Origin of the sequence: Roseburia sp. AF42-8, assembly GCF_003435965.1 — a bacterium.
GTDB classification, from domain to species: Bacteria; Bacillota; Clostridia; order Lachnospirales; family Lachnospiraceae; genus Roseburia_C; species Roseburia_C amylophila.
Map to the genome: position 1 here is coordinate 142444 of NZ_QTVB01000002.1, position 20888 is coordinate 163331.

Sequence of the window (20888 nt, forward strand, 5' to 3'; positions counted from 1 at the left end):
TGCAGTATGGAACGGGTCAGACAGATTACAAGGGTGAATGAAGCTCATAAACTAGGATATATTGGAAATAATGTCACGGTAGCCGTGATGGATACAGGAATTGGAACTCATATTGATTTTGGACAAAGAATCAGAGGATTTCGTGATTATGTAGGTGATAAGAAGATACTTTATGATGATAACGGTCATGGAACCCATGTTTCCGGAATTATTGCAGGTTCCGGTTTTGCTTCTCATGGACGTTACCGGGGGATGGCACCGGGAGCAGCGATATATGCGATAAAAGTATTAGACCGTATGGGAAAGGGAAATACCAGACTGGTGGTATCTGCATTAAAATGGCTGATTGCAAATTATGGGAAAATGAATATAAGAATCTTAAATATTTCCGTAGGAATGCTTGCTTCGGCCAGAAGGGAAGAACAGGAGGAATTGTTAGCAGCAATTGAAGCAGTCTGGGACGCAGGAATCGTAGTGGTTGCTGCTGCAGGAAATAACGGGCCAAAGGATAAGAGTATTACGATACCGGGGCTATGCCGGAAGATTATAACGGTGGGCAGCAGTGATGATGAGGAAGGAGAAGTAAAAAATCTGGGTCTGATGCGTGGGTATAGTGGGAGGGGTCCGACGGAAGCCTGCATTATGAAACCAGAAGTAGTGGCTCCTGGAACAGCGATTGTCAGCTGTAAGCGGATGGGAAATGGTTATGAGATGAAAAGTGGAACCTCTATGGCAACACCGGTGGTGGCGGGGGCGGTCGCGGTGCTTTTAAGCCGTTATCCAAATCTAAAACCGGCAGAAGTAAAACTGCGGCTTTATGAGACGAGTGTAGATACTGGAAAATCCAAGCATGCACAGGGCTGGGGGAGGCTGGATGTCATGCGGCTGATTCGATAAAAGAAAATAGCCTGGAAGAGATAAAAAGCAGAAAGAAAGAGAAAGAGACAGAGACAGAGGGAAAGGAATACGCCGGACATTTGATTTCTGGGAGAAAATGCGGTAGAATGAAGAATACGCATAAAACAAGGGGTAGAAAAGAAAGAGGAGGGAATAAGGTGAAGAAAATAGTTAAAGTTTTAATCAGCAGACTTTTTATCACAGTTTTACTTATTTTACTTCAGTTTGGATATTTATTTTATCTGCTGCTGGAAGTTGGTAAAATGTCTACTTACATCAACCTGATTCTCAATATACTTGCATTTATCGTAGCTTTATTCGTTGTAAATCGAAGAATGAATCCGGCATACCGGCTGGCATGGGTATTTATTATTCTGATGTTTCCATTGCTCGGATTATTGCTGTACGTGGTATTTGGAAGACCGGAACTCACCAGAAAGGCAAGAGAGAAAATGAACCGTGTAAATGAGGAAGTAGAACCGCTTCTTACAGAAGATAGAGCGTGCAGAGAACGGCTGGCAGAAGAAGATTCGGTTGCCGCTGGACAGTCTTCATATATCAGTGACTGGGCGCATTTTCCAGTTTATGAACATACAGCAACAAATTATTATCCGTCCGGAGAAGAAATGTTTCCGGTTATGTTAGAAGAAATCCGGAAAGCGAAAAAGTTTGTTTTTCTGGAATATTTTATTTTAGATGATGGAAAGATGTTCCGGGAGCTGATTCAGCTTTTGAAGGAAAAAGTGGAAGAGGGCGTAGAAGTACGTCTGATTTATGATGATGTTGGCTGCATTACGACACTGCCGAATAATTTCTATAAGGAATTGCAGAAAATCAGAATTAAATGTGCGGCGTTTAATCCGTTGCGGGCGAGACTTGCTGTCATTATGAATAACCGTGACCACAGAAAAATCCTCGTTATTGATGGAAATGTTGCATTTACTGGTGGAATCAATATTGCAGATGAATATATCAATGAAATTGAGCGGTTTGGATACTGGAAGGATACCGGAATCCGTATGAAAGGTGCAGCAGTATGGAGCTTTACCTGTATGTTTCTTGAAATGTGGAATTATATAATAAATTCCACGGAGGATTATGAGAAGTTCCGGCCGGATGCAGACTATGTGGCAAAGATTCCATCCGTTGGATATGTGCAGCCGTATAGTGATACACCGTTAGATCACGAAAATACCGGCGAGAATGTATACATGAACATTATTAATTCAGCACAGAAGTATGTCTACATTTTCACCCCGTATCTGATTATTGACCATGAAATGCTGGTAAGCCTTCAGAATGCGGCAAAACGTGGTGTGGATGTGCGGATTGTAACACCTGGAATTCCGGATAAGAAATTTGTTTATCTTCTGACACAGGCAGATTATGGTGTTCTTATTGAAAGTGGTGTAAAGATTTATCAGTATACACCGGGATTTATTCATGCAAAGAGTTTTGTCTGTGATGATAAAATTGCTACCGTAGGCAGTATCAATCTGGATTACCGCAGTATGTATCTGCATTTTGAATGCGGAGTCTGGTGCTATAAGACCGAGGCAGTGCTGCAGTTAAAAGAAGATGCACTTGCGGTAATCGGACAGTCACAGCAGATTGATCTGGAATTCTGCAAACACAGATTTGTAGGAGTACGGATGATACAGACCTGTCTGCGTCTGCTGGCCCCGCTTTTGTAGAAAAGGTTTTACAGGGAGAAGAAATAAGTAAGCGTCTTACGAAAATAATCCTGGTAGGTAGCTTTTGGAATTGTAGTATCATATAAGACACGGATGGAGCCGATTTCTTTTTCATTTAATGTATAGTAAAGTGTGCCGGCTTCTTTTCCCTGTGTTACCGGAGCTTTTATTTCTTCTGGAAGAGAAAGCTTTTTTTCAATAAGATTTAAGTCATTTCCTGCAGTATCAAGATATGAAAAGGTTCCTTCATAGGAAAGACTGACCTTTTTATCGGTGCCACCCCGTACGGATAATTCCGGCAGAGCGGGCGGTGTGGTATCCTGATAGAGCCGGCATACGGAAAAACCATAGTCTAAAAGGGCGGACGCATCAGCAAAACGCACTTTATAATCCGGTGCAGCCATAATGACTGCGATGAGTTTAATGTTATCTTTTTCAGCAGTGGCTGAGACACAGTACTTGGCAAGACCGGTGGAACCGGTTTTTAATCCAGTGGCATAGGCGTATTGTTTGATGAGCTTATTGGTGTTGGTTAAACCAAATTCGGAAGACCCTTTTTTCGTGACATGGGTAATATTTTCCATCCAGATGGTGGAATAATTATGTATCTGCGGATATTTTGTGATTAATTCCCGGGACATTAGAGCAACATCATAGGCACTGGTCATATGATTGTCAACGTCAAGACCGCAGCAGTTAACAAAGTTGGTATCCTTCATACCAAGTCCGGCAGCCCGCTCATTCATCTGGGCAACGAAGGCATCTTCCGAACCGGCAATGAATTCTGCCATGGCAACGCAGGCGTCATTGGCACTGGCAACACTGATACACTTTATCAAGGTATCAACGGTCTGGGTTTCACCCGGTTCTAAGAAGACCTGGGAACCGCCCATACTTGCAGCATGTTCCGAAACTGTGACAACATCATCTAAGGAAATTTTTTGTGTGTCCAGAGCATCGAAAATCAGAATCAGCGTCATGATTTTCGTAATGCTGGCAGGATGCAGGATGGAATGAGCATCTTTTTCATAGATGATGGTTCCGGTAGATGCTTCCATTAAAAGAGCACTGGGAGCGGACAATGCGACCGGAGCAGATGCATCGGAAGCAGCATCCGGATTGGAAGCATCTGGCATGGAAGCATCAGGGGATGGATTGCCGGATTCTGTAGAACTTTCGTTTTCTGCAAGAACAGAAAATTGTGATGCCATTGGTAAAAAGGCCGGGCTGAGAAGAGACAGGCTTATGAAAATGGAAAGAATGGTATGCATAAGAATACCTCCGGTATGTTCTATTACATTTTAATAGAGAAGAGAAAGAAATATGCAGATAAAGCATGGTTTATTTTGTTGATGCAAAGAGGTGAAAGATGTTATTAAAAATCATTATTGTAATAGCATGTGTGATTTTGGTTTACATAATCTGGCAGTGGCAGGAATTAAAAAAATTTGCAAGAACGGATTATGAGATAAAAAGTGGTAAAGTGCAAAGAGAATATAAGGCAGCAGTACTGGCAGATTTGCATGGTTTTCAGTATGGAAAAGACAACATCCGGCTTTTAGATGCAATTAGAAGTGGACAGCCGGATCTGATTCTGATTCCAGGAGATATGGTGGTCAGCAGGAAAAGTGACACCTATGAGACAGCGTTAAAGATATTGGAAGAGCTGTGCAGGATTGCACCGGTTTATTATTCTTACGGAAATCATGAATCCCGTGCCCACATAAGAAAAAGTGAGTATCAGGAGAAATTTTTCGCTTTTGAAAATAAGGTAAAAGAGCTTGGCATCCATGTACTGCATAATGAAACAGAAGCTTTTGGAGAACTGGCGGTTACCGGGCTTGAAATTCCATTGTCCTGTTATAAAAAAGGAGTGGATGTGCCACTTCCACAGGATTATCTTGAGAAAACGCTTCCGAAGCAGACGGAAGATACATTTCAGGTGCTGTTAGCACACAATCCAAGATATGCGAAGGAATATGCAGACTGGGGAGCGGATTTGACTTTTTGCGGACATAATCATGGAGGACTGATACGGATTCCGGGCGTTGGAAGCCTGATTTCTCCGCAGTTTCAGTGGTTCCCGAAATATGATGCAGGAGCCTTTGATTTTGAGGGAAAGAAAGTAATCGTAAGCCGGGGGCTTGGAACCCATACCTTTCATATCAGAATCTTTAACCGGGCGGAACTTGTGTTTATGGTTATAAAACCACAAGATATTGCTTGATTTGTGGTATAAAGTTGTGAAAAACACTAAATCTTGTGAAAACACTTGCGTTTTTTCTTAGATACCGTTAAAATAGATGTGCTAGGAAAGAATGGAGAGGTTTTGAAATGGAATTAACAGTAAAGCTGCAGGTGTTCGAAGGACCGTTAGATTTGCTCCTTCATCTGCTGGATAAGAATAAAGTAAATATCTATGATATCCCAATTGTGGAGATTACCAATCAGTATATGGAATATATCCGGGAAATGAAGCGGCAGGATTTAAATGTTATGAGTGAGTTCTTAGTTATGGCAGCCACACTGATTGATATTAAATCAAAGATGCTTCTTCCGGCAAAAGAGACAGAAGAAGAGGAAGCAGAAGACCCGAGAGCAGAACTGGTAGAACAGCTTTTGGAATATAAGATGTATAAATGCATTTCCTATGAATTAAAAGACCGTCAGATGGATGCGGAAAAGGTGATGTTTAAGGAGCCGACGATTCCGGACGAGGTAGCTGCCTATGAAGAGCCGGTGGATTTAGAGGAACTGATGGCAGATGTCACATTGAAGAAATTGAATGATATTTTCAAATCCATCATGCGTAAGCAGGAAGATAAGATTGACCCGGTTCGTTCCAAATTTGGCAAGATTGAGAAAGAAGAAGTATCACTGTCCGATAAAATGGTATATTTAGAGCAGTATGCAATGACACATCCACATTTCAGCTTCCGCAGTCTTTTAGAAGCACAGTGTGGCAAGATGGAGATTATCGTGACCTTCCTTGCAGTGCTTGAGCTGATGAAGATGGGCAAGATAACCATTTATCAGGATAAAATATTTGATGATATCAGAATAGAGTCCAAGGTTGCAGCCTAGGCTCTTATTATATGAGGGTAGTAATGGAAGAAAAGAATTATGAAGCAATTATAGAAGCAATTTTATTTACCATGGGGGAATCGGTAGAATTGGATAAAATTGCCAATGCAATTGAATTAGACAAACAGGAAACTAAAAAGAAAATAGAAGCACTCCGGCAGAAATATGAGCAGGAAGAAAGAGGTATCCAGATTATCGAACTGGACGGCGCTTATCAGATGTGTACGAAGAATGAAATGTATGAATATCTGATTCGGATTGCAAAACAGCCAAAGAAGCGTGTTCTTACAGACGTACTGCTAGAGACCTTATCCATCATTGCTTATAAGCAGCCAATCACCAAGGCGGAGATTGAAAAAATCCGTGGCGTATCCTGCGACCATGCAGTAAGCAAACTGGTGGAATATAATCTGGTCAATGAAGTGGGAAGATTGGATGCTCCGGGCAGACCTATGCTGTTTGGCACAACAGAGGAATTCTTACGGAGCTTTGGTGTGCATTCCATCGATGAACTCCCGGTGCTGAATGAAGACCAGGTGGAAGAATTCAAGCATCAGGCTGAACAGGAAGCGGAAATGAAGCTTGAAGTATAGCAACAGGGAATGTAGTAAGCGGAAGTATAATCATAGAAAGAAATGAATAGAATGCAGAGAAAATGTATTTCGGAGCGGTCATGAAAAAGAGACGGTGGAAGAAAATGACAGCATTATCTCTGCTTTTTATATTTTTTAGTTCCAATCATATTCCGGCAGAACTGCTGCCACAGGATAATCCGGATGAAACGCAGGAAGAAAATGAAATAGAAATCGAAGAACCAAAGAATTTGTACGCGCTGTCTGCATGCTTAATGGATGCGGATTCAGGGCGTATTTTGTTTGGAAAAGAAGAGGATGTGCGCCGGGCAAATGCCAGTACGACAAAGATTATGACATTGATTGTAACCTTAGAGCATGCAGATTTAAATAACGTGGTTACATTTTCTGATTATGCAGCCTCCCAGCCGGATGTGCAGCTGAATGGAGCAAGTGGGGAACAGTTTTTATTAAAAGACCTTTGTTTCTCTCTGATGTTAGAATCCCACAATGATTCGGCAGTGGCAATTGCGGAACATGTGGCAGGAAGTGTGGAGGCATTTGCTGGCTTGATGAATGAGAAGGCGGCGGAGCTTGGCTGCATGGATACCTATTTCATTACGCCAAACGGACTGGATAAGGAAGATGAAAACGGATTCCATGGAACGACAGCAGCCGACCTTGCCCGGATTATGAGCTATTGCATCAATGAGTCTCCCATGAAAGAGACTTTTCTTGAAATTACGCAGACACCGTCCTATTCCTTTTCTAATATAGAAGGAACACGAAACTACAGCTGCAATAATCACAACCGTTTCCTTACGATAATGGACGGAGCAATCAGTGGTAAAACCGGTTTACGGGCAATGCCGGATACTGTTATGTGGGAGCATTGCGGCGGGATGACCGTACCTATGTGGTGGCACTTTTGGGCTGCGGCTGGCCAAACAATAAGAACTATAAATGGGCAGATACAAAACAGCTGATGCAGTATGGAATCGATTCTTTTGAAAAGGTAAATCTTCTGGAGTTGGAAATCCCCAAGGAAGCAGAATGTCCCCTTGAGATAAGTGGGGCAAAGACAGAAGACTGTAGCAGAATTAAGATGACAGAGGTTCAGAACAGGACAGAGGAAAAACAGATAGAAAATATACTGCTTCGTAAGGATGAATCCATTGAATTTAAATTGGAGAGAAAGCAGAGACTTGAGGCTCCGGTGGAAGCAGGAACTACTGTTGGAACCCTTAAGTATATACTGAACGGGCAGGTGGTGAGAGAGGAAGAACTTGTCTTAAAAGACAGTGTTCCGGCATGGGATTACCGCTACAGCTGCCTCAGAATGGTTGACCTTTTTTCTTTATAAAGTCAGAAAATCAGCCATAAAATGCGATATGTAAAATCTGTGAAAAAATTAACAATTTGCTATTGAAAAGTTTTGGTCAATGTACTACAATTACCCTAGCGAAAAATTTTATTTTTTCTAAAATAGATGGAGGACTAAGAGATGAGCAACAGAAGTAATAACTTAGCAGAACAGAGAATTTGCCGTTTGCTGGATGAAAACAGCTTTATGGAAATCGGTTCTCTGGTAACCGCAAGAAATACGGATTTTAATCTGGCAGATGAAGCTACGCCATCAGATGGTGTCATTACCGGACATGGTCTGATTGATGGTAATCTGGTATTTGTCTACAGTCAGGATTCTTCCGTATTAAATGGAACAATTGGCGAGATGCATGCAAAGAAAATTGCAGCTGTTTATGACAGGGCGATGAAGATGGGTGCACCGGTAATCGGACTTTTGGATTGTGCCGGAGTTCGTCTTCAGGAATCAGTAGATGCTTTGAATGCATTAGGAATGATTTATGAAAAACAGGTTATGGCATCCGGAGTAATTCCACAGATTTGTGCTGTATTTGGCAACTGTGGCGGCGGACTTACCGTAGTACCTGGATTATGTGATTTTGCATATATGGAAGCTGATAAAGCCAAAATGTTTGTAAATGCACCAAACGCAATCGAAGGAAATTACGTTGGAAAATGTGATACTTCTTCTGCAGATTTCCAGAGCACAGAGACCGGCGTCATTGATATGGCAGGTTCTGAAGAAGAAATCTTTGCACAGATTCGTGAACTGGTCTGCATGCTTCCGGCAGATAATACAGAGAATGGTTATATGGAAGACTGTGAAGATGATTTGAACCGTGCATGCGAAAATGTAGATACCATGAAAGGCGATCCTCGTTTCGTATTAAGCGAGATTTCTGATAATCACAATTTCTTAGAGACAAAGAAGGATTATGCAAAGAGCATGGTAACCGGATTCATCCAGTTAAACGGACTGACTGTCGGTGCTGTTGCTAACTGCACAGAAGAATATGATGAAGAAGGAAAGAAAGTCGCAGAGCATGATGCAGCACTTTGTGCAAAAGGCTGTGAAAAAGCTTCTGAATTCATCCAGTTCTGTGATGCATTTGATATTCCTGTATTATCTCTTACCAATGTGGCTGGATTTACAGCAACAAAATGCAGCGAAAGAAGACTTGCAAAAGCTCTGGCTAAACTTACATATGCATTTGCAAATGCTACCGTTCCTAAGGTTAGCCTGCTTACCGGTAATGCTTACGGAAGTGCAGCAGTAATGATGAACTCCAAAGCAATCGGTGCTGACCTTGTATACGCATGGCCGGATGTTAAGACCGGTATGATGGATGCACGTCTTGCAGCAGAGATTATGTATGCAGACGCTGATGCGGACAAGCTTGCTGAGAAAGCAAAAGAATATGAGGCATTACAGTCTAACGTTGTAACTGCAGCTAAGAGAGGATATGTAGACTTGATTATTGAGCCTGCTGATACCAGAAAATATCTTGTAGCAGCTTTTGAAATGCTGTTTACAAAACGTATGGATACTCCATATAAGAAACATGGAACAAAATAGAAAGGTGAATCTTATGAAGAAAAAATTGTGGATGCTTGTATGTGTTTGTCTGCTTGCATTTTCTGTTACGGCCTGTGGTAAGACAGATCAGACTTCAATAACATTCAATGGAGGCACCTATGACCAGTGGAAGGATACAGTACAACAGACAGTACAGCAGATAACTACTGTGTCAGAAGCTGATATTGATAATGCTCTTTCTTCCATTTCAGAGAAGAGCGATGCAGTAAACTACAACTTCTATAGCAGTTGGAAAGAAGCTGTTGCTGACGAAGGAGATTTCCAGGGATTTGGTGACTTTACCATGACAGAGTCAAATAAGACAATGGTAATGGAACAGACATTGAATTATACCAACCGTGATTTGAGTTTTACTGTTGTATTTGATACAACTACAGACACACCGGAACTTACCAGTATGACATTTGACAAGGTATATTCACTTGGCGAGAAAATGGGCAAAGCCGGAATGAATACACTTATGGGCATGGGTACCGTATTTGTAATCTTAATTTTAATCAGTATTATTATTTATGCATTCCGCATTATTCCTTATTTACAGAATAAGAAAAAGAATGCGGCTGATGCAACTGCTGCAAAAGAAGATAAAGTAGTAGAACAGATTGCTCAGAAAGAAGAGCTGGTTCAGGATGATTTGGAACTTGTTGCAGTTATCTCTGCTGCAATTGCGGCAGCAACAGGAAGTTCTACAGATGGATTTGTAGTACGTTCCATTAAGAGAAGATAGTTTGAAGAATAATTAGGAGGATATAAAGATGAAAAACTATACAATTACAGTAAATGGAAATGTTTATGATGTTACCGTAGAAGAGAACGGAGCATCTGCACCTGTAGCTGCACCAAGAAAGGCAGCAGCAGCTCCTGCAGCAAAAGCAGCAGCACCTAAGGCAGCAGCCGGAGCAGGAAGCATTAAGATTGAAGCCGGAGCAGCCGGAAAAGTATTCAAGATTGAGGCTCAGCCTGGAACAGCAGTAAAGAAAGGTGATGCAGTTCTGATTCTTGAAATTATGAAAATGGAGACTCCTGTTGTTGCACCGGAAGACGGAACAGTTGCAAGCATCGAAGTTGCAGTTGGTGACAGCGTAGAAGCAGGAGCATTACTTGCTACAATGAACAACTAGGAGGAAAATTATGTTAAGTTATGTTGGAGACACAATGAGTAACCTCCTGCATCAGACTGCATTCTTTAACCTGACCTGGGGTAACTACCTTATGATTGTAATTGCCTGCGTATTCTTATATCTGGCAATCAAGAAAGGTTATGAACCTCTTCTTCTGGTTCCGATTGCATTTGGTATGCTTCTGGTTAATATTTATCCGGACATTATTGCAAGTCCGGAAGAGACCAGCAATGGTGTCGGTGGTTTACTTTATTATTTCTATACTCTGGATGAGTGGTCAATCTTACCTTCTCTGATTTTCCTTGGAGTTGGTGCGATGACAGACTTTGGCCCTTTGATTGCAAACCCAATCAGCTTCCTTTTAGGAGCAGCAGCACAGTTCGGTATTTTCGGAGCTTACCTGCTTGCAATTCTGATGGGATTCAATGACAAGGGAGCAGCAGCCGTATCTATTATCGGTGGAGCAGATGGTCCGACCTCTATCTTCCTTGCCGGTAAATTAGGACAGGCTGCATTGATGGGACCGATTGCGGTGGCAGCATATTCTTATATGTCTCTGGTTCCGATTATTCAGCCGCCAATTATGAAACTGTTTACAACAAAGAAAGAACGTGCAATCAAGATGGAGAACCTTCGTCCGGTATCCAAACTGGAGAAGATTTTGTTCCCTATCGTAGTTACTACAATTGTATGTCTGATTCTTCCGACAACTGCTCCGTTGGTTGGTATGCTTATGCTTGGTAACCTCTTCCGTGAGTCTGGTGTAGTCAGACAGCTTACAGATACAGCATCCAATGCTTTGATGTATATCGTAGTTATTCTTCTGGGTACTTCCGTTGGTGCATCTACCAGTGCAGAAGCATTCTTAAATTTCAGCACACTTAAGATTGTTGCTCTTGGACTGATTGCATTTATGTTTGGTACTGCAGCCGGAGTCCTCTTTGGAAAACTGCTTTGCTGGATTACCAAAGGAAAAATTAATCCGTTGATTGGTTCTGCCGGAGTTTCCGCCGTGCCTATGGCTGCGCGTGTATCGCAGAAGGTCGGTGCAGAAGAAGACCCGACAAACTTTTTACTTATGCATGCAATGGGACCAAACGTTGCCGGTGTTATCGGTACAGCAGTAGCTGCCGGTGTATTTATGGCAATCTTTGGTATATAGGAGGATAGAAATGTCAGAAGAAATGAAAAAACCTTTAAAAATTACAGAAACTGTTCTTCGTGATGCACATCAGTCTCTGATTGCAACCAGAATGACAACAGAACAGATGCTTCCAATTATCCCGAAAATGGATGAAGTTGGATATTATGCAGTAGAGTGCTGGGGTGGAGCAACATTTGATGCCTGCCTTCGTTTCTTAAAGGAAGATCCATGGGAGAGACTTCGTAAATTAAGAGATGGATTTAAGAAAACTAAACTTCAGATGCTGTTCCGTGGACAGAATATCTTAGGATATCGTCCATATGCAGATGATGTGGTTGAGTATTTCGTACAGAAATCTATTGCAAACGGAATTGATATTATCCGTATTTTTGACTGCTTAAATGATGTTCGTAACCTTCAGACAGCAGTAACAGCATGTAACAAAGAAAAAGGACATGCTCAGGTTGCATTATCCTATACATTAGGAGATGCTTACACCTTGGATTACTGGATGGAAATGGCAAAGAGAGTAGAAGACATGGGTGCTGATTCCTTATGTATTAAGGATATGGCAGGACTTTTAGTTCCTCAGAAAGCAACCGAACTGATTCAGGCTCTGAAATCTTCAACCAGCCTTCCAATCGAACTGCATACACATTATACTTCCGGTGTTGCTTCCATGACATACATGAAAGCAGTAGAAGCTGGATGTGACATTATCGATACCGCAATGTCACCATTTGCACTTGGAACCAGCCAGCCTGCAACCGAAGTTATGGTAGAAGCATTCAAGGGAACACAGTATGATACCGGTCTTGACCAGAACAAACTGGCTGAAATCGCTGATTACTTCCGCCCAATGCGTGAGGAAGCATTAGACAGCGGTCTGATGAATCCAAAGGTACTTGGTGTTAATATCAAGACTTTATTATATCAGGTACCGGGTGGAATGTTATCCAACCTGATTTCCCAGTTAAAAGAGCAGGGACAGGAAGATAAATACGAAGAAGTACTGGCTGAAGTACCTCGTGTTCGTAAAGACCTTGGTGAGCCACCACTTGTTACACCTTCTTCCCAGATTGTTGGTACACAGGCTGTATTTAACGTATTAATGGGAGAACGTTACAAAGTTGCTACCAAAGAGACCAAGGATATTCTTCTTGGAAAATATGGTCAGACTGTAAAACCTTTCAATCCGGAAGTTGTGGATAAGGTTCTTGGTGCTGACAAAGATAAGGCAATTACCTGCCGTCCGGCAGACTTACTTGAGCCTGAATTAGATAAGATTGAAGCTGAAATGAAACAGTACAAACAGCAGGATGAAGATGTATTATCTTATGCATTATTCCCACAGGTTGCTACTGAGTTCTTCAAATATCGTCAGGCACAGCAGACGAAAGTTGATACAACAATTGCAGATACAAAGAACGGAGCATATCCGGTATAGGGTACCTTGCTATCTATAGCAGTAAAGAAGCGGCTACAGACAAATATGTCTGTAGCTGTTTTCCTTTTGATTGGTATAATGGAATATCAGAATTACATAAAAATTCTATGGACAAGAGGACAAAAGATTGCTATGATGAAGTCATGATTTGTCATGGGGTAGACAATTTTAATTGCAAAGCATTTGAAAATATTGTGGCAGTTCTTTCACGGTATTTGGAGAGGAAAAAGGTGAAGGACAATGAAACTGTATGAATTGGGGACAGGGGAGCCGGTGCAGGTGCTGGTGAAAGTGGAGAATGCTTCAGCAGAATATGATAGTACAGTTGCTTTTGGAAAAGAAGGCATTTTATTAATTGAGCCAATACGTTATGATGGAAAAATTATTAATTTTTCCGGAGATAAGGTGCATATCAGTGTAATTTATATGGAAGATGGAATCAAACCGCTGATATGGGAGGGGTGCAGAATGCAGACCGTCCAGGCAGGAAAAGAAAAATATCATGCAATTGTATGCAAGCGTGATGGAATGAAATGGAACCGCAGACAGGCATACCGCCAGTATCTGGGACTGGATGGAACGTTATCCATTGACAGTACCAGAGCAAATCATTCTGTGATTGTGAAAGATATCAGTGCTACCGGAGTGTCATTTGTGGGGGTGCCGGATATGAATTATCTTTCCATGGGACCGTTTCATTTGACGTTTGAAGATAAAGCAAGCAGGCTTAAGGTACAGTTAACCGGTACTGCTGTTCGTCAGGAGCCGGTAGATGAAACGAAAGTGATTGTAGGATGTACGGTAAAGCAGGCAAATCTCGACTTGGGGACTTATGTCGCCTCCAAGCAGAAGCAGGAAATTGCCAGACGACATGGAAACTGACGAAAATCCTGCAAAAAAATGTTAAAACGACATAAAAAATGCAAATTTTTTGTAGAATCGAGAAGAAGGAACTATGAATGGGAATACCAATGATTTGACCAGTCGAATCAACGAATGTTATGGAAGTTTAAGCAAAGGACAGAAAATATTAGCAACCTATATTACGGATAATTATGATAAGGCTGTATTTCTTACGGCAGCAAAAATGGGACAGGTAGTAGGTGTGAGCGAATCGACTGTAGTACGATTTGCTACACATTTAGGCTATAAGGGTTATCCGGAATTTCAGAAGGCTTTAGAGGAGATGGTTCGGAATAAGCTCAACTCCATTCAGCGTATGGAAGTGACTTATGGAAGAATCAGCCAGTCGCATATATTAGAAACGGTATTGCAGTCGGATCAGGAGAAAATTAAGGATACCTTGGAACATATTGATGAGCATGCTTTTGAACTGGCAGTAGATACCATTATCAAAGCAAAACATATTTATATTGTTGGAATACGAAGCTGCGCTCCACTGGCAGCTTTTATGGCGTTTTACTTTAATCTGATGTTTGAAAATGTGACATTGCTTCAGACCAATAATTCCAGTGAATTATTTGAACAGATGGTGCGAATCAGTAAGGATGATGTCATTATCGGAATCAGTTTTCCAAGATATTCCATGCGTACCTTAAAGGCAATGGAATTTGCCAATAACCGGAATGCAAAAGTAATTACATTAACAGATAGTGTGCATTCCCCAATGAATTTATATTCTTCCTGTAATCTGATTGCAAGAAGTGATATGGCATCTATTGTGGATTCTCTGGTGGCACCGCTTAGTGTTATCAACGCACTGATTGTTGCTCTGTGTATGAAGAAGCAGGGTGAGGTTGCCAAGACATTGGAGACCCTGGAGGATATCTGGAATGAATATCAGGTATATGAAAATGATGAAATTAATTATATTGATGATAAAATCAAAATGAGATATGCCAAATTAGGAGATGCAGATGAGTAAGGTACTTGTAATCGGTGGTGGACCAGCGGGCTGTTTTGCAGCAATTGCTGCGGCAGAGCAGGGACATCAGGTCGTATTGTTAGAACGCAATGAGAAAATCGGGAAAAAATTATTCATTACCGGAAAAGGAAGATGCAACCTTACCAATGCATGTGATACGGAAGAACTATTTTCAAACATTCCAAGGAATTCCAAGTTCTTATACAGCGCAATCTATTCTTATGACAATTTCCGGGTCATGGATTTCTTTGAACAGAATGGAACACCGGTAAAGGTGGAACGGGGAAACCGTGTATTTCCGGTATCAGACCATTCATCGGATGTCATTGCAGCCTTAAAACGCTCCCTGGATGCACATAAAGTAAAGATTATGTATCATACAACGGTAGAAAAGCTTATGGTATCGGAGAATTGTGTACATGGAGTAATTACTGCAGAGGGAAAGAAAATGCCGGCAGATGCAGTAGTTATTGCAACAGGCGGCTGTTCTTATGCATCTACCGGTTCTACCGGGGATGGTTATCGTTTCGCAGAAGCCTGCGGACATACCATAAAAACCTGCAGTCCATCCCTTGTGCCTTTTAACGCAGAAGAGGAATATGTCAAAGAATTGCAGGGGCTATCGTTGAAAAATGTAAAGGCGAGCATTTATCAGGGCAAAAAGCTTTTGTATGAAGCTTTTGGAGAAATGTTATTTACCCATTTTGGCGTAAGTGGACCTCTGATGTTAAGCGCCAGCAGCGTGGTAAATGATGCGGTAAGAAAACAGCCGTTGCAATTATACATTGACTGGAAACCCGCACTTTCAGAAGAACAGTTAGATCACAGAATTTTAAGGGACTTTGAAGAGGCAAAGAACCGGCAGGTGATTCATGGAATTGAAAAATTATATCCGTCCAAATTCCTGCCGATTATTTTAAGACTTGCTAAGATTCCAGCAGAAAAGCGTGTCAATGAAGTAACCAAAGAGGAACGGCAGCGCCTGGTGGAACTGACAAAGAAGTTCCCGGTTACACTGACTGGTTTACGGGGCTTTTCGGAAGCCATTATTACAAAGGGCGGTGTTTCTGTAAAAGAAGTAAATCCATCGACCATGGAATCAAAATTAACAAAGCATCTTTATTTTGCCGGAGAGGTATTGGATTTGGATGCATTTACTGGCGGCTTTAATCTGCAGATTGCCTGGTCTACCGGATATCTGGCAGGAAGCAGCATTGGAAATGAATAAAGAGAATAAAAAAACAGAAAAATCGGAGGATGAGAAATGAGCTTTAATATAGCAATCGACGGACCGGCAGGAGCCGGAAAAAGCACTATAGCAAAACAGCTTGCAAAGGAACTTTCTTTTATATATGTAGATACAGGAGCCATGTATCGGAGTATGGCATTGTATTTTATGAGAAATGACATTGCAAAGGAAGATGAGGCAGCAATTTCAGATGCCTGTAAAACCGTGGAAGTATCTATTGCTTATGAGAACGGAGAACAGCAGGTGCTTTTAAACGGTGAGAATGTCAGCAAAGAAATCCGGAAAGAAGAAGTTGGAAAAATGGCATCTGCCACCAGTGTTTATAAGGAAGTCCGCAAAAAACTGGTTGAATTACAGCAGAAGCTTGCAGCAGATAAAGATGTTATCATGGATGGAAGAGATATCGGAACCTGTGTGCTGCCGAATGCCCAGGTAAAGATTTATCTTACTGCAAGTGTTGAAACAAGAGCCGAGAGAAGATATCAGGAATTGCAGGAAAAAGGTGCTGCCTGTGACTTGGAAGTGATTAAAAAAGATATTGCGGACCGTGATTATCAGGATATGCATCGGGAGATTTCACCATTAAAGCAGGCAGAAGATGCCATTCTTGTAGATTCTTCGGATATGGGAATTGAAGAAGTGGTAGAAACCATCAAAAATATTTATAGGGAAAAATGTTAATATGAAAAATGTCAGAGTTGCAAAAAGTGCAGGTTTCTGCTTTGGCGTAAAGCGTGCAGTAGATATGGTTTATGCACAGCTTGAAACAAACGATGAAACAAAGGATGGAATAAAAGACCCGATTTATACTTACGGACCGATTATTCATAATGAAGAAGTGGTAAAGGATTTAGAGGCAAAGGGCGTAACCGTAATCCATGATATTTCAGAAATAGAAGAATCAGAAAAAGGAACCATCGTCATCCGTTCCCATGGTGTAGGCGAAAAAATATATCAGACATTAGAAAATGCCGGTTACCATATCGTGGATGCCACCTGTCCTTTTGTAAAGAAGATACATCGTCATGTACGGGAATATGGAGATGCCGGTTATCATGTTGTAATTATCGGAAATGCCAGCCATCCGGAGGTAGAAGGAATCCGTGGATGGGGAAATGAAGAGGAAATTACGGTAATTGGAACGAGGGAAGCAGCAGAAAATTTCCGGGTTTCAGCAGGAAAAAAGGTTTGTATCGTATCACAAACGACATTTAACTACAATAAATTTCAAGAATTAGTTGAAATTATAAATAAAAAAGGTTATGATATAATTGTTTTAAATACAATCTGTAATGCAACGGAAGAGCGGCAGACCCAGTCGAGGGCTTTGGCAAAAGAAGTTGAAGCGATGATTGTGGTTGGTGGGAAGAGCAGTTCCAACACACAGAAGTTATTTGAAATATGTAAAAACGAATGTGCAAATACTTACTATATACAAACCATAGATGATTTGGATCCGGCAGTACTTCGGACCATTGATAACGTAGGTATTACCGCAGGGGCATCTACCCCAAATAAAATTATTGAGGAGGTTCAAAATAATGTCAGAAATGAGTTTTGAACAAATGTTGGAAGAATCTTTTAAAACAATAAGAAATGGAGAGGTAGTCGAAGGCGTCGTTATCGGTGTTAAGCCAGATGAGATCATCCTTAATATTGGATATAAGTCAGACGGAATTATTACACGTAATGAATATACGAACGAAGCAAATGTAGACCTGACCACCGTTGTATCCGTAGGTGACACTATGGAAGCCAAAGTTTTAAAGGTAAATGATGGAGAAGGACAGGTACTTCTTACTTACAAACGTCTTGCTGCTGAAAAAGGAAGCAAGCGTTTAGAGGAAGCATTCAACAATCAGGAAGTGCTTACCGCAAAGGTTACACAGGTATTATCCGGTGGATTAAGTGTTGTAGTTGATGAAGCAAGAGTATTTATTCCTGCAAGCCTTGTATCAGATACTTACGAGAAAGATTTATCTAAGTATGAAGGACAGGAAATTTCATTTGTAATCACTGAGTTCAACCCAAGAAAGAGAAGAATTATTGGTGACAGAAAACAGCTTTTAGTAGCAGAGAAAGCTGAAAAACAGAAAGAACTCATGGAGAGAATCCATGTTGGTGATGTTGTAGAAGGTACAGTAAAGAACGTAACAGACTTTGGCGCATTCATCGACCTTGGTGGAGCAGACGGACTGTTACATATTTCTGAAATGTCCTGGGGACGTGTTGAAAGTCCTAAGAAAGTATTCAAAGTTGGCGATACTGTAAAAGTATTCATCAAAGATATCAATGAGAGTAAGATTGCACTGAGCATGAAATTTGAGGATGAGAATCCTTGGAATAATGCTGCAGAGAAATATGCAGTAGGTAATGTGGTAACAGGTGTTGTAGCAAGAATGACAGACTTTGGTGCATTCGTAGAATTAGCTCCTGGTGTAGATGCATTACTTCATGTATCCCAGATTTCTAGAGAGCATGTTGAGAAACCTTCTGATGTATTAAAAGTAGGTCAGGAAGTAGAAGCTAAAGTAGTTGACTTTAATGAAGAAGACAAGAAAATCAGCTTAAGCATGAAAGCACTTCTGCCAGAAGAGGAAACTGATACAGAAGAAGTTCCTACAGAAGAATAATAAGGTAGGAGGTAGCATATATGTTTGAAGGCTATGAAAAGTTTAAAAAAGATATATATGCAATGACCACGATTGACTTAAATGCTTACAAAGAGAAACAGATGCGTCGTAGGATTGACAGCCTTTTGGTAAAGAATAAGGCTCAGTCCTATGATGAGTATGTACATCTGCTTCATACAGATAAAGAGAAGTTTGACCAGTTTATTAATTTCCTGACTATTAATGTTTCAGAATTTTACCGGAACCCGGAACAGTGGAAGTTTTTGGACGAAGAGGTTTTCCCGGCACTTATAAAACAGTTTGGCAGCAATTTAAAAATCTGGAGTGCAGCGTGTTCTACCGGAGATGAGCCATACTCTCTTGTAATGGCTTTATCAAAGCATGTTCCGCTGAACCAGATACATATAATTGCTACTGATATTGATAAACAGGTACTTGAGAAAGCAAGAGTTGGACTTTATAACGAAAAGAGCATTGAATCTGTACCGGATGATTTGAAGCGTAAGTATTTTACACAGGTAGGAAAATCCTATAAGATTTCCGATGAAATCAAAAAGCATGTAGAATTTCGGGAACATAATCTTTTGCGGGATTCATATCCATCAGGTTGTCATTTGATTGTCTGCAGAAATGTAGTAATTTATTTTACAGAAGAAGCAAAAGACGAGATTTATCGCAAGTTCTATGATTCTTTGGCAAAAGATGGAATGTTATTTATCGGAAGTACAGAGCAGATTATGAATTATCGTGAGTTGAATTTAAAAAGACATCAGTCATTTTTCTTTCAGAAATAATAATGACATAGTAAAGACCTCATTCTCAAAATTGGGAAAGAGGTCTTTTTTTACAGGAAATTGCTTTCCTGTAAAGTAAAAAACGCTCCGCGAGGATGTGCATCCGTAAAGAGCTGACAGCACTGGCGACAGACTGCCAGTGACAGCTTCTGCCGGTACAGGAAGAGTATCACTTGATTTTTTTTGCTTTTATAGCGTCTAACAAGTGATTTACATAACTTTTGATAAGCTCCGGAGATGAAAGAAATTTTTCCGTAAGTTCAAAGTAAGATATTTTTTCCTTATAGTCGTGTTTAAAAGAAGGAGAAATAAGCTCTTCGTACTGTGGAAGAAAGCTTCCTTCATGCCGGGTATAGCAGGTGGCAGCGGTAGCCTGTCTGCGGTGTTCTTTATCGACATATGATGCTACACTTTTGTGCATTGCAGTATCTTCAGCCGGAAGATAATAATAATCCTTATAATTTGGAAAGAAATATTTCAGGGCATCCTCTTCTAAACGGACGGAGAGGGTGCATTTTTTGCCCTTTGCATAGAAATAAACAGAACCCATGCGGCAGGAAATATGCCTTGGAAATGGAAATTCCGGCTCAATAGAAAGAATCAGTTCTTTCTTTTCCTGCTGCTTATAATCTGTATATTCAGAAACAGAAGCACTGCAGGATAAATACTGTCCGTAAAACAGATGGACATAGGATAAGACGGGAAGTAATGCAGGCATATCCAGAACATCTTCGTAGTTGTGGAGCAGAAGAATTTCCAATTTATCCGGACGTGGTTCCTTGGTATACGAATGATAGATCTCAATCAATTCACCGCCGGAATATAAGTCATCCCTGCCAATACCAAGAAAAGCTTCGATGGTCTTCTGCTTGTAATTTGGCAGCTGGAGAATATGCTTTATCTGGGAAATGGATTTGAAAATATCCACATAAGTAAAATCAGCAAAGTGCTCGTTACATCCATAAGTATTGCATTTTGCTTTCAGATACGGAATATCAAAGCCGATTCCATTGAAAGTGATAATTGTATCAAAACCGTCTAATAGCAAAAGAAACTGCTCAAGTACTTCTTTTTCTTCTTCCGGTGTTTCGGCAAAAAACTGTTTGATATAAAGCATCTGTTCTATGTGATAGGCACATCCAATCAGATAAAGACTGGTATGAGCCGGGGAAAATCCGGTAGTTTCGATATCGAAAAAGACAGAGGAAGCAGTGAATATTTCCTCATCTAAATTCGAAGCCGGACTATATGGAATTTCATGTACAATTGTTTTCATATCTGTCCTCCTGTTATTTTTTTATTATACACGATGTATGGGAAAAAAGTAATCATTCCTTGTTTAAAATCGACAAAAATATTGAGAAAAAATCTTTTTAGTGTGTCAAAAAAAACTAATTTGTGTTATA

General features: G+C 40.8%; 21 protein-coding genes. 19 read left to right on the top strand and 2 right to left on the bottom strand.

The genetic code is table 11. The features are described 5' to 3' along the window. The first annotated feature begins 6 nt into the window (after positions 1-6). A complete protein-coding gene (locus DW059_RS01720; RefSeq protein ID WP_117697177.1) occupies positions 7-897 on the top strand; it encodes a S8 family peptidase in 891 nt (296 codons plus the stop codon). Positions 898-1055: 158 nt separating this feature from the next. Beyond that, positions 1056-2591 (top strand): cardiolipin synthase, encoded by a 1536-nt coding sequence (gene cls, locus DW059_RS01725; RefSeq protein ID WP_117697179.1) that lies wholly within the window; start codon positions 1056-1058, stop codon positions 2589-2591. 8 nt (positions 2592-2599) lie between these two features. Here cls and DW059_RS01730 read toward each other — a convergent pair whose 3' ends face one another. Beyond that, the gene (locus DW059_RS01730; protein WP_117697181.1) at positions 2600-3862 is read right to left on the bottom strand and encodes a D-alanyl-D-alanine carboxypeptidase family protein; all 1263 of its coding nucleotides are present in this window, start codon (positions 3860-3862) and stop codon (positions 2600-2602) included. Positions 3863-3960: 98 nt separating this feature from the next. On the opposite strand from DW059_RS01730, the gene DW059_RS01735 reads away from it, so the two are divergent. The 17 genes from DW059_RS01735 to DW059_RS01810 all read left to right on the top strand — a co-directional run bounded on the left by DW059_RS01735 (position 3961) and on the right by DW059_RS01810 (position 19482). Next, entirely contained in the window at positions 3961-4818 is an 858-nt protein-coding gene (locus DW059_RS01735; protein ID WP_117697182.1) for a metallophosphoesterase, read from the top strand. Between the two features lie 107 nt (positions 4819-4925). Then, positions 4926-5675: a segregation and condensation protein A gene (locus DW059_RS01740; protein WP_022243723.1), complete on the top strand. Its 750-nt coding sequence runs from the start codon at positions 4926-4928 to the stop codon at positions 5673-5675. Between the two features lie 23 nt (positions 5676-5698). After that, complete coding sequence (gene scpB, locus DW059_RS01745; protein ID WP_022243724.1) at positions 5699-6268, top strand: SMC-Scp complex subunit ScpB; 570 nt, start codon at positions 5699-5701, stop codon at positions 6266-6268. Positions 6269-6348: 80 nt separating this feature from the next. Next, a complete protein-coding gene (locus DW059_RS16275) occupies positions 6349-7233 on the top strand; it encodes a D-alanyl-D-alanine carboxypeptidase family protein (RefSeq protein WP_242986054.1) in 885 nt (294 codons plus the stop codon). Continuing rightward, the gene (locus tag DW059_RS16280; protein WP_242986055.1) at positions 7131-7610 is read left to right on the top strand and encodes a hypothetical protein; all 480 of its coding nucleotides are present in this window, start codon (positions 7131-7133) and stop codon (positions 7608-7610) included. Before DW059_RS16275 ends, DW059_RS16280 begins: the two co-directional genes overlap by 103 nt. Positions 7611-7751: 141 nt before the next feature. Then, on the top strand, positions 7752-9188 hold the full coding sequence (locus DW059_RS01755; RefSeq protein WP_117697184.1) for an acyl-CoA carboxylase subunit beta: 1437 nt from the start codon (positions 7752-7754) through the stop codon (positions 9186-9188). Positions 9189-9201: 13 nt separating this feature from the next. Further along, positions 9202-9936, top strand: a complete 735-nt coding sequence (locus tag DW059_RS01760) for an OadG family protein (protein ID WP_117697185.1) — start codon at positions 9202-9204, stop codon at positions 9934-9936. A gap of 28 nt (positions 9937-9964) precedes the next feature. Then, a complete protein-coding gene (locus DW059_RS01765; RefSeq protein WP_022243728.1) occupies positions 9965-10330 on the top strand; it encodes a biotin/lipoyl-containing protein in 366 nt (121 codons plus the stop codon). Between the two features lie 10 nt (positions 10331-10340). Further along, positions 10341-11492 carry a sodium ion-translocating decarboxylase subunit beta gene (locus DW059_RS01770; RefSeq protein WP_117697187.1) on the top strand — a complete coding sequence of 384 codons (1152 nt, stop codon included), beginning with the start codon at positions 10341-10343 and terminating at the stop codon, positions 11490-11492. 10 nt (positions 11493-11502) lie between these two features. Beyond that, positions 11503-12921 carry an oxaloacetate decarboxylase subunit alpha gene (locus DW059_RS01775; protein ID WP_022243730.1) on the top strand — a complete coding sequence of 473 codons (1419 nt, stop codon included), beginning with the start codon at positions 11503-11505 and terminating at the stop codon, positions 12919-12921. Positions 12922-13161: 240 nt separating this feature from the next. Continuing rightward, on the top strand, positions 13162-13803 hold the full coding sequence (locus DW059_RS01780; RefSeq protein ID WP_117697189.1) for a PilZ domain-containing protein: 642 nt from the start codon (positions 13162-13164) through the stop codon (positions 13801-13803). A 73-nt stretch (positions 13804-13876) separates the two neighbouring features. Then, positions 13877-14806, top strand: a complete 930-nt coding sequence (locus DW059_RS01785) for a MurR/RpiR family transcriptional regulator (protein WP_022243732.1) — start codon at positions 13877-13879, stop codon at positions 14804-14806. After that, entirely contained in the window at positions 14799-16034 is a 1236-nt protein-coding gene (locus DW059_RS01790) for an NAD(P)/FAD-dependent oxidoreductase (RefSeq protein WP_117697191.1), read from the top strand. The genes DW059_RS01785 and DW059_RS01790 overlap by 8 nt, the downstream gene beginning before the upstream one ends. Positions 16035-16070: 36 nt before the next feature. After that, the gene (gene cmk, locus DW059_RS01795) at positions 16071-16736 is read left to right on the top strand and encodes a (d)CMP kinase (protein WP_117697193.1); all 666 of its coding nucleotides are present in this window, start codon (positions 16071-16073) and stop codon (positions 16734-16736) included. 1 nt (position 16737) lies between these two features. Then, entirely contained in the window at positions 16738-17616 is an 879-nt protein-coding gene (ispH, locus tag DW059_RS01800; RefSeq protein WP_022243735.1) for a 4-hydroxy-3-methylbut-2-enyl diphosphate reductase, read from the top strand. Beyond that, positions 17597-18688, top strand: a complete 1092-nt coding sequence (rpsA, locus tag DW059_RS01805) for a 30S ribosomal protein S1 (protein WP_117697195.1) — start codon at positions 17597-17599, stop codon at positions 18686-18688. The genes ispH and rpsA overlap by 20 nt, the downstream gene beginning before the upstream one ends. A 20-nt stretch (positions 18689-18708) precedes the next feature. Further along, complete coding sequence (locus DW059_RS01810; RefSeq protein ID WP_117697197.1) at positions 18709-19482, top strand: CheR family methyltransferase; 774 nt, start codon at positions 18709-18711, stop codon at positions 19480-19482. A 169-nt stretch (positions 19483-19651) separates the two neighbouring features. On the opposite strand, the gene DW059_RS01815 is transcribed toward DW059_RS01810, so the two are convergent. After that, a complete protein-coding gene (locus tag DW059_RS01815; RefSeq protein WP_117697199.1) occupies positions 19652-20758 on the bottom strand; it encodes a ribonuclease H-like domain-containing protein in 1107 nt (368 codons plus the stop codon). Positions 20759-20888: the final 130 nt, after the last annotated feature.

Bases quoted from the DNA above. Each gene is read 5' to 3' on its own strand.
- scpB (WP_022243724.1), top strand. From the start codon at position 5,699: ATGGAAGAAAAGAATTATGAAGCAATTATAGAAGCAATTTTATTTACC.
- DW059_RS01720 (WP_117697177.1), top strand. From the start codon at position 7: ATGGAACGGGTCAGACAGATTACAAGGGTGAATGAAGCTCATAAACTA.
- DW059_RS01785 (WP_022243732.1), top strand. From the start codon at position 13,877: ATGAATGGGAATACCAATGATTTGACCAGTCGAATCAACGAATGTTAT.
- DW059_RS01755 (WP_117697184.1), top strand. From the start codon at position 7,752: ATGAGCAACAGAAGTAATAACTTAGCAGAACAGAGAATTTGCCGTTTG.
- cmk (WP_117697193.1), top strand. From the start codon at position 16,071: ATGAGCTTTAATATAGCAATCGACGGACCGGCAGGAGCCGGAAAAAGC.
- DW059_RS01740 (WP_022243723.1), top strand. From the start codon at position 4,926: ATGGAATTAACAGTAAAGCTGCAGGTGTTCGAAGGACCGTTAGATTTG.
- DW059_RS01815 (WP_117697199.1), bottom strand. From the start codon at position 20,758: ATGAAAACAATTGTACATGAAATTCCATATAGTCCGGCTTCGAATTTA.
- DW059_RS01775 (WP_022243730.1), top strand. From the start codon at position 11,503: ATGTCAGAAGAAATGAAAAAACCTTTAAAAATTACAGAAACTGTTCTT.
- ispH (WP_022243735.1), top strand. From the start codon at position 16,738: ATGAAAAATGTCAGAGTTGCAAAAAGTGCAGGTTTCTGCTTTGGCGTA.
- rpsA (WP_117697195.1), top strand. From the start codon at position 17,597: ATGTCAGAAATGAGTTTTGAACAAATGTTGGAAGAATCTTTTAAAACA.
- DW059_RS01735 (WP_117697182.1), top strand. From the start codon at position 3,961: ATGTTATTAAAAATCATTATTGTAATAGCATGTGTGATTTTGGTTTAC.
- DW059_RS01730 (WP_117697181.1), bottom strand. From the start codon at position 3,862: ATGCATACCATTCTTTCCATTTTCATAAGCCTGTCTCTTCTCAGCCCG.
- DW059_RS01770 (WP_117697187.1), top strand. From the start codon at position 10,341: ATGTTAAGTTATGTTGGAGACACAATGAGTAACCTCCTGCATCAGACT.
- DW059_RS01780 (WP_117697189.1), top strand. From the start codon at position 13,162: ATGAAACTGTATGAATTGGGGACAGGGGAGCCGGTGCAGGTGCTGGTG.
- DW059_RS01790 (WP_117697191.1), top strand. From the start codon at position 14,799: ATGAGTAAGGTACTTGTAATCGGTGGTGGACCAGCGGGCTGTTTTGCA.
- DW059_RS01760 (WP_117697185.1), top strand. From the start codon at position 9,202: ATGAAGAAAAAATTGTGGATGCTTGTATGTGTTTGTCTGCTTGCATTT.
- DW059_RS01765 (WP_022243728.1), top strand. From the start codon at position 9,965: ATGAAAAACTATACAATTACAGTAAATGGAAATGTTTATGATGTTACC.
- DW059_RS01810 (WP_117697197.1), top strand. From the start codon at position 18,709: ATGTTTGAAGGCTATGAAAAGTTTAAAAAAGATATATATGCAATGACC.
- DW059_RS16275 (WP_242986054.1), top strand. From the start codon at position 6,349: ATGAAAAAGAGACGGTGGAAGAAAATGACAGCATTATCTCTGCTTTTT.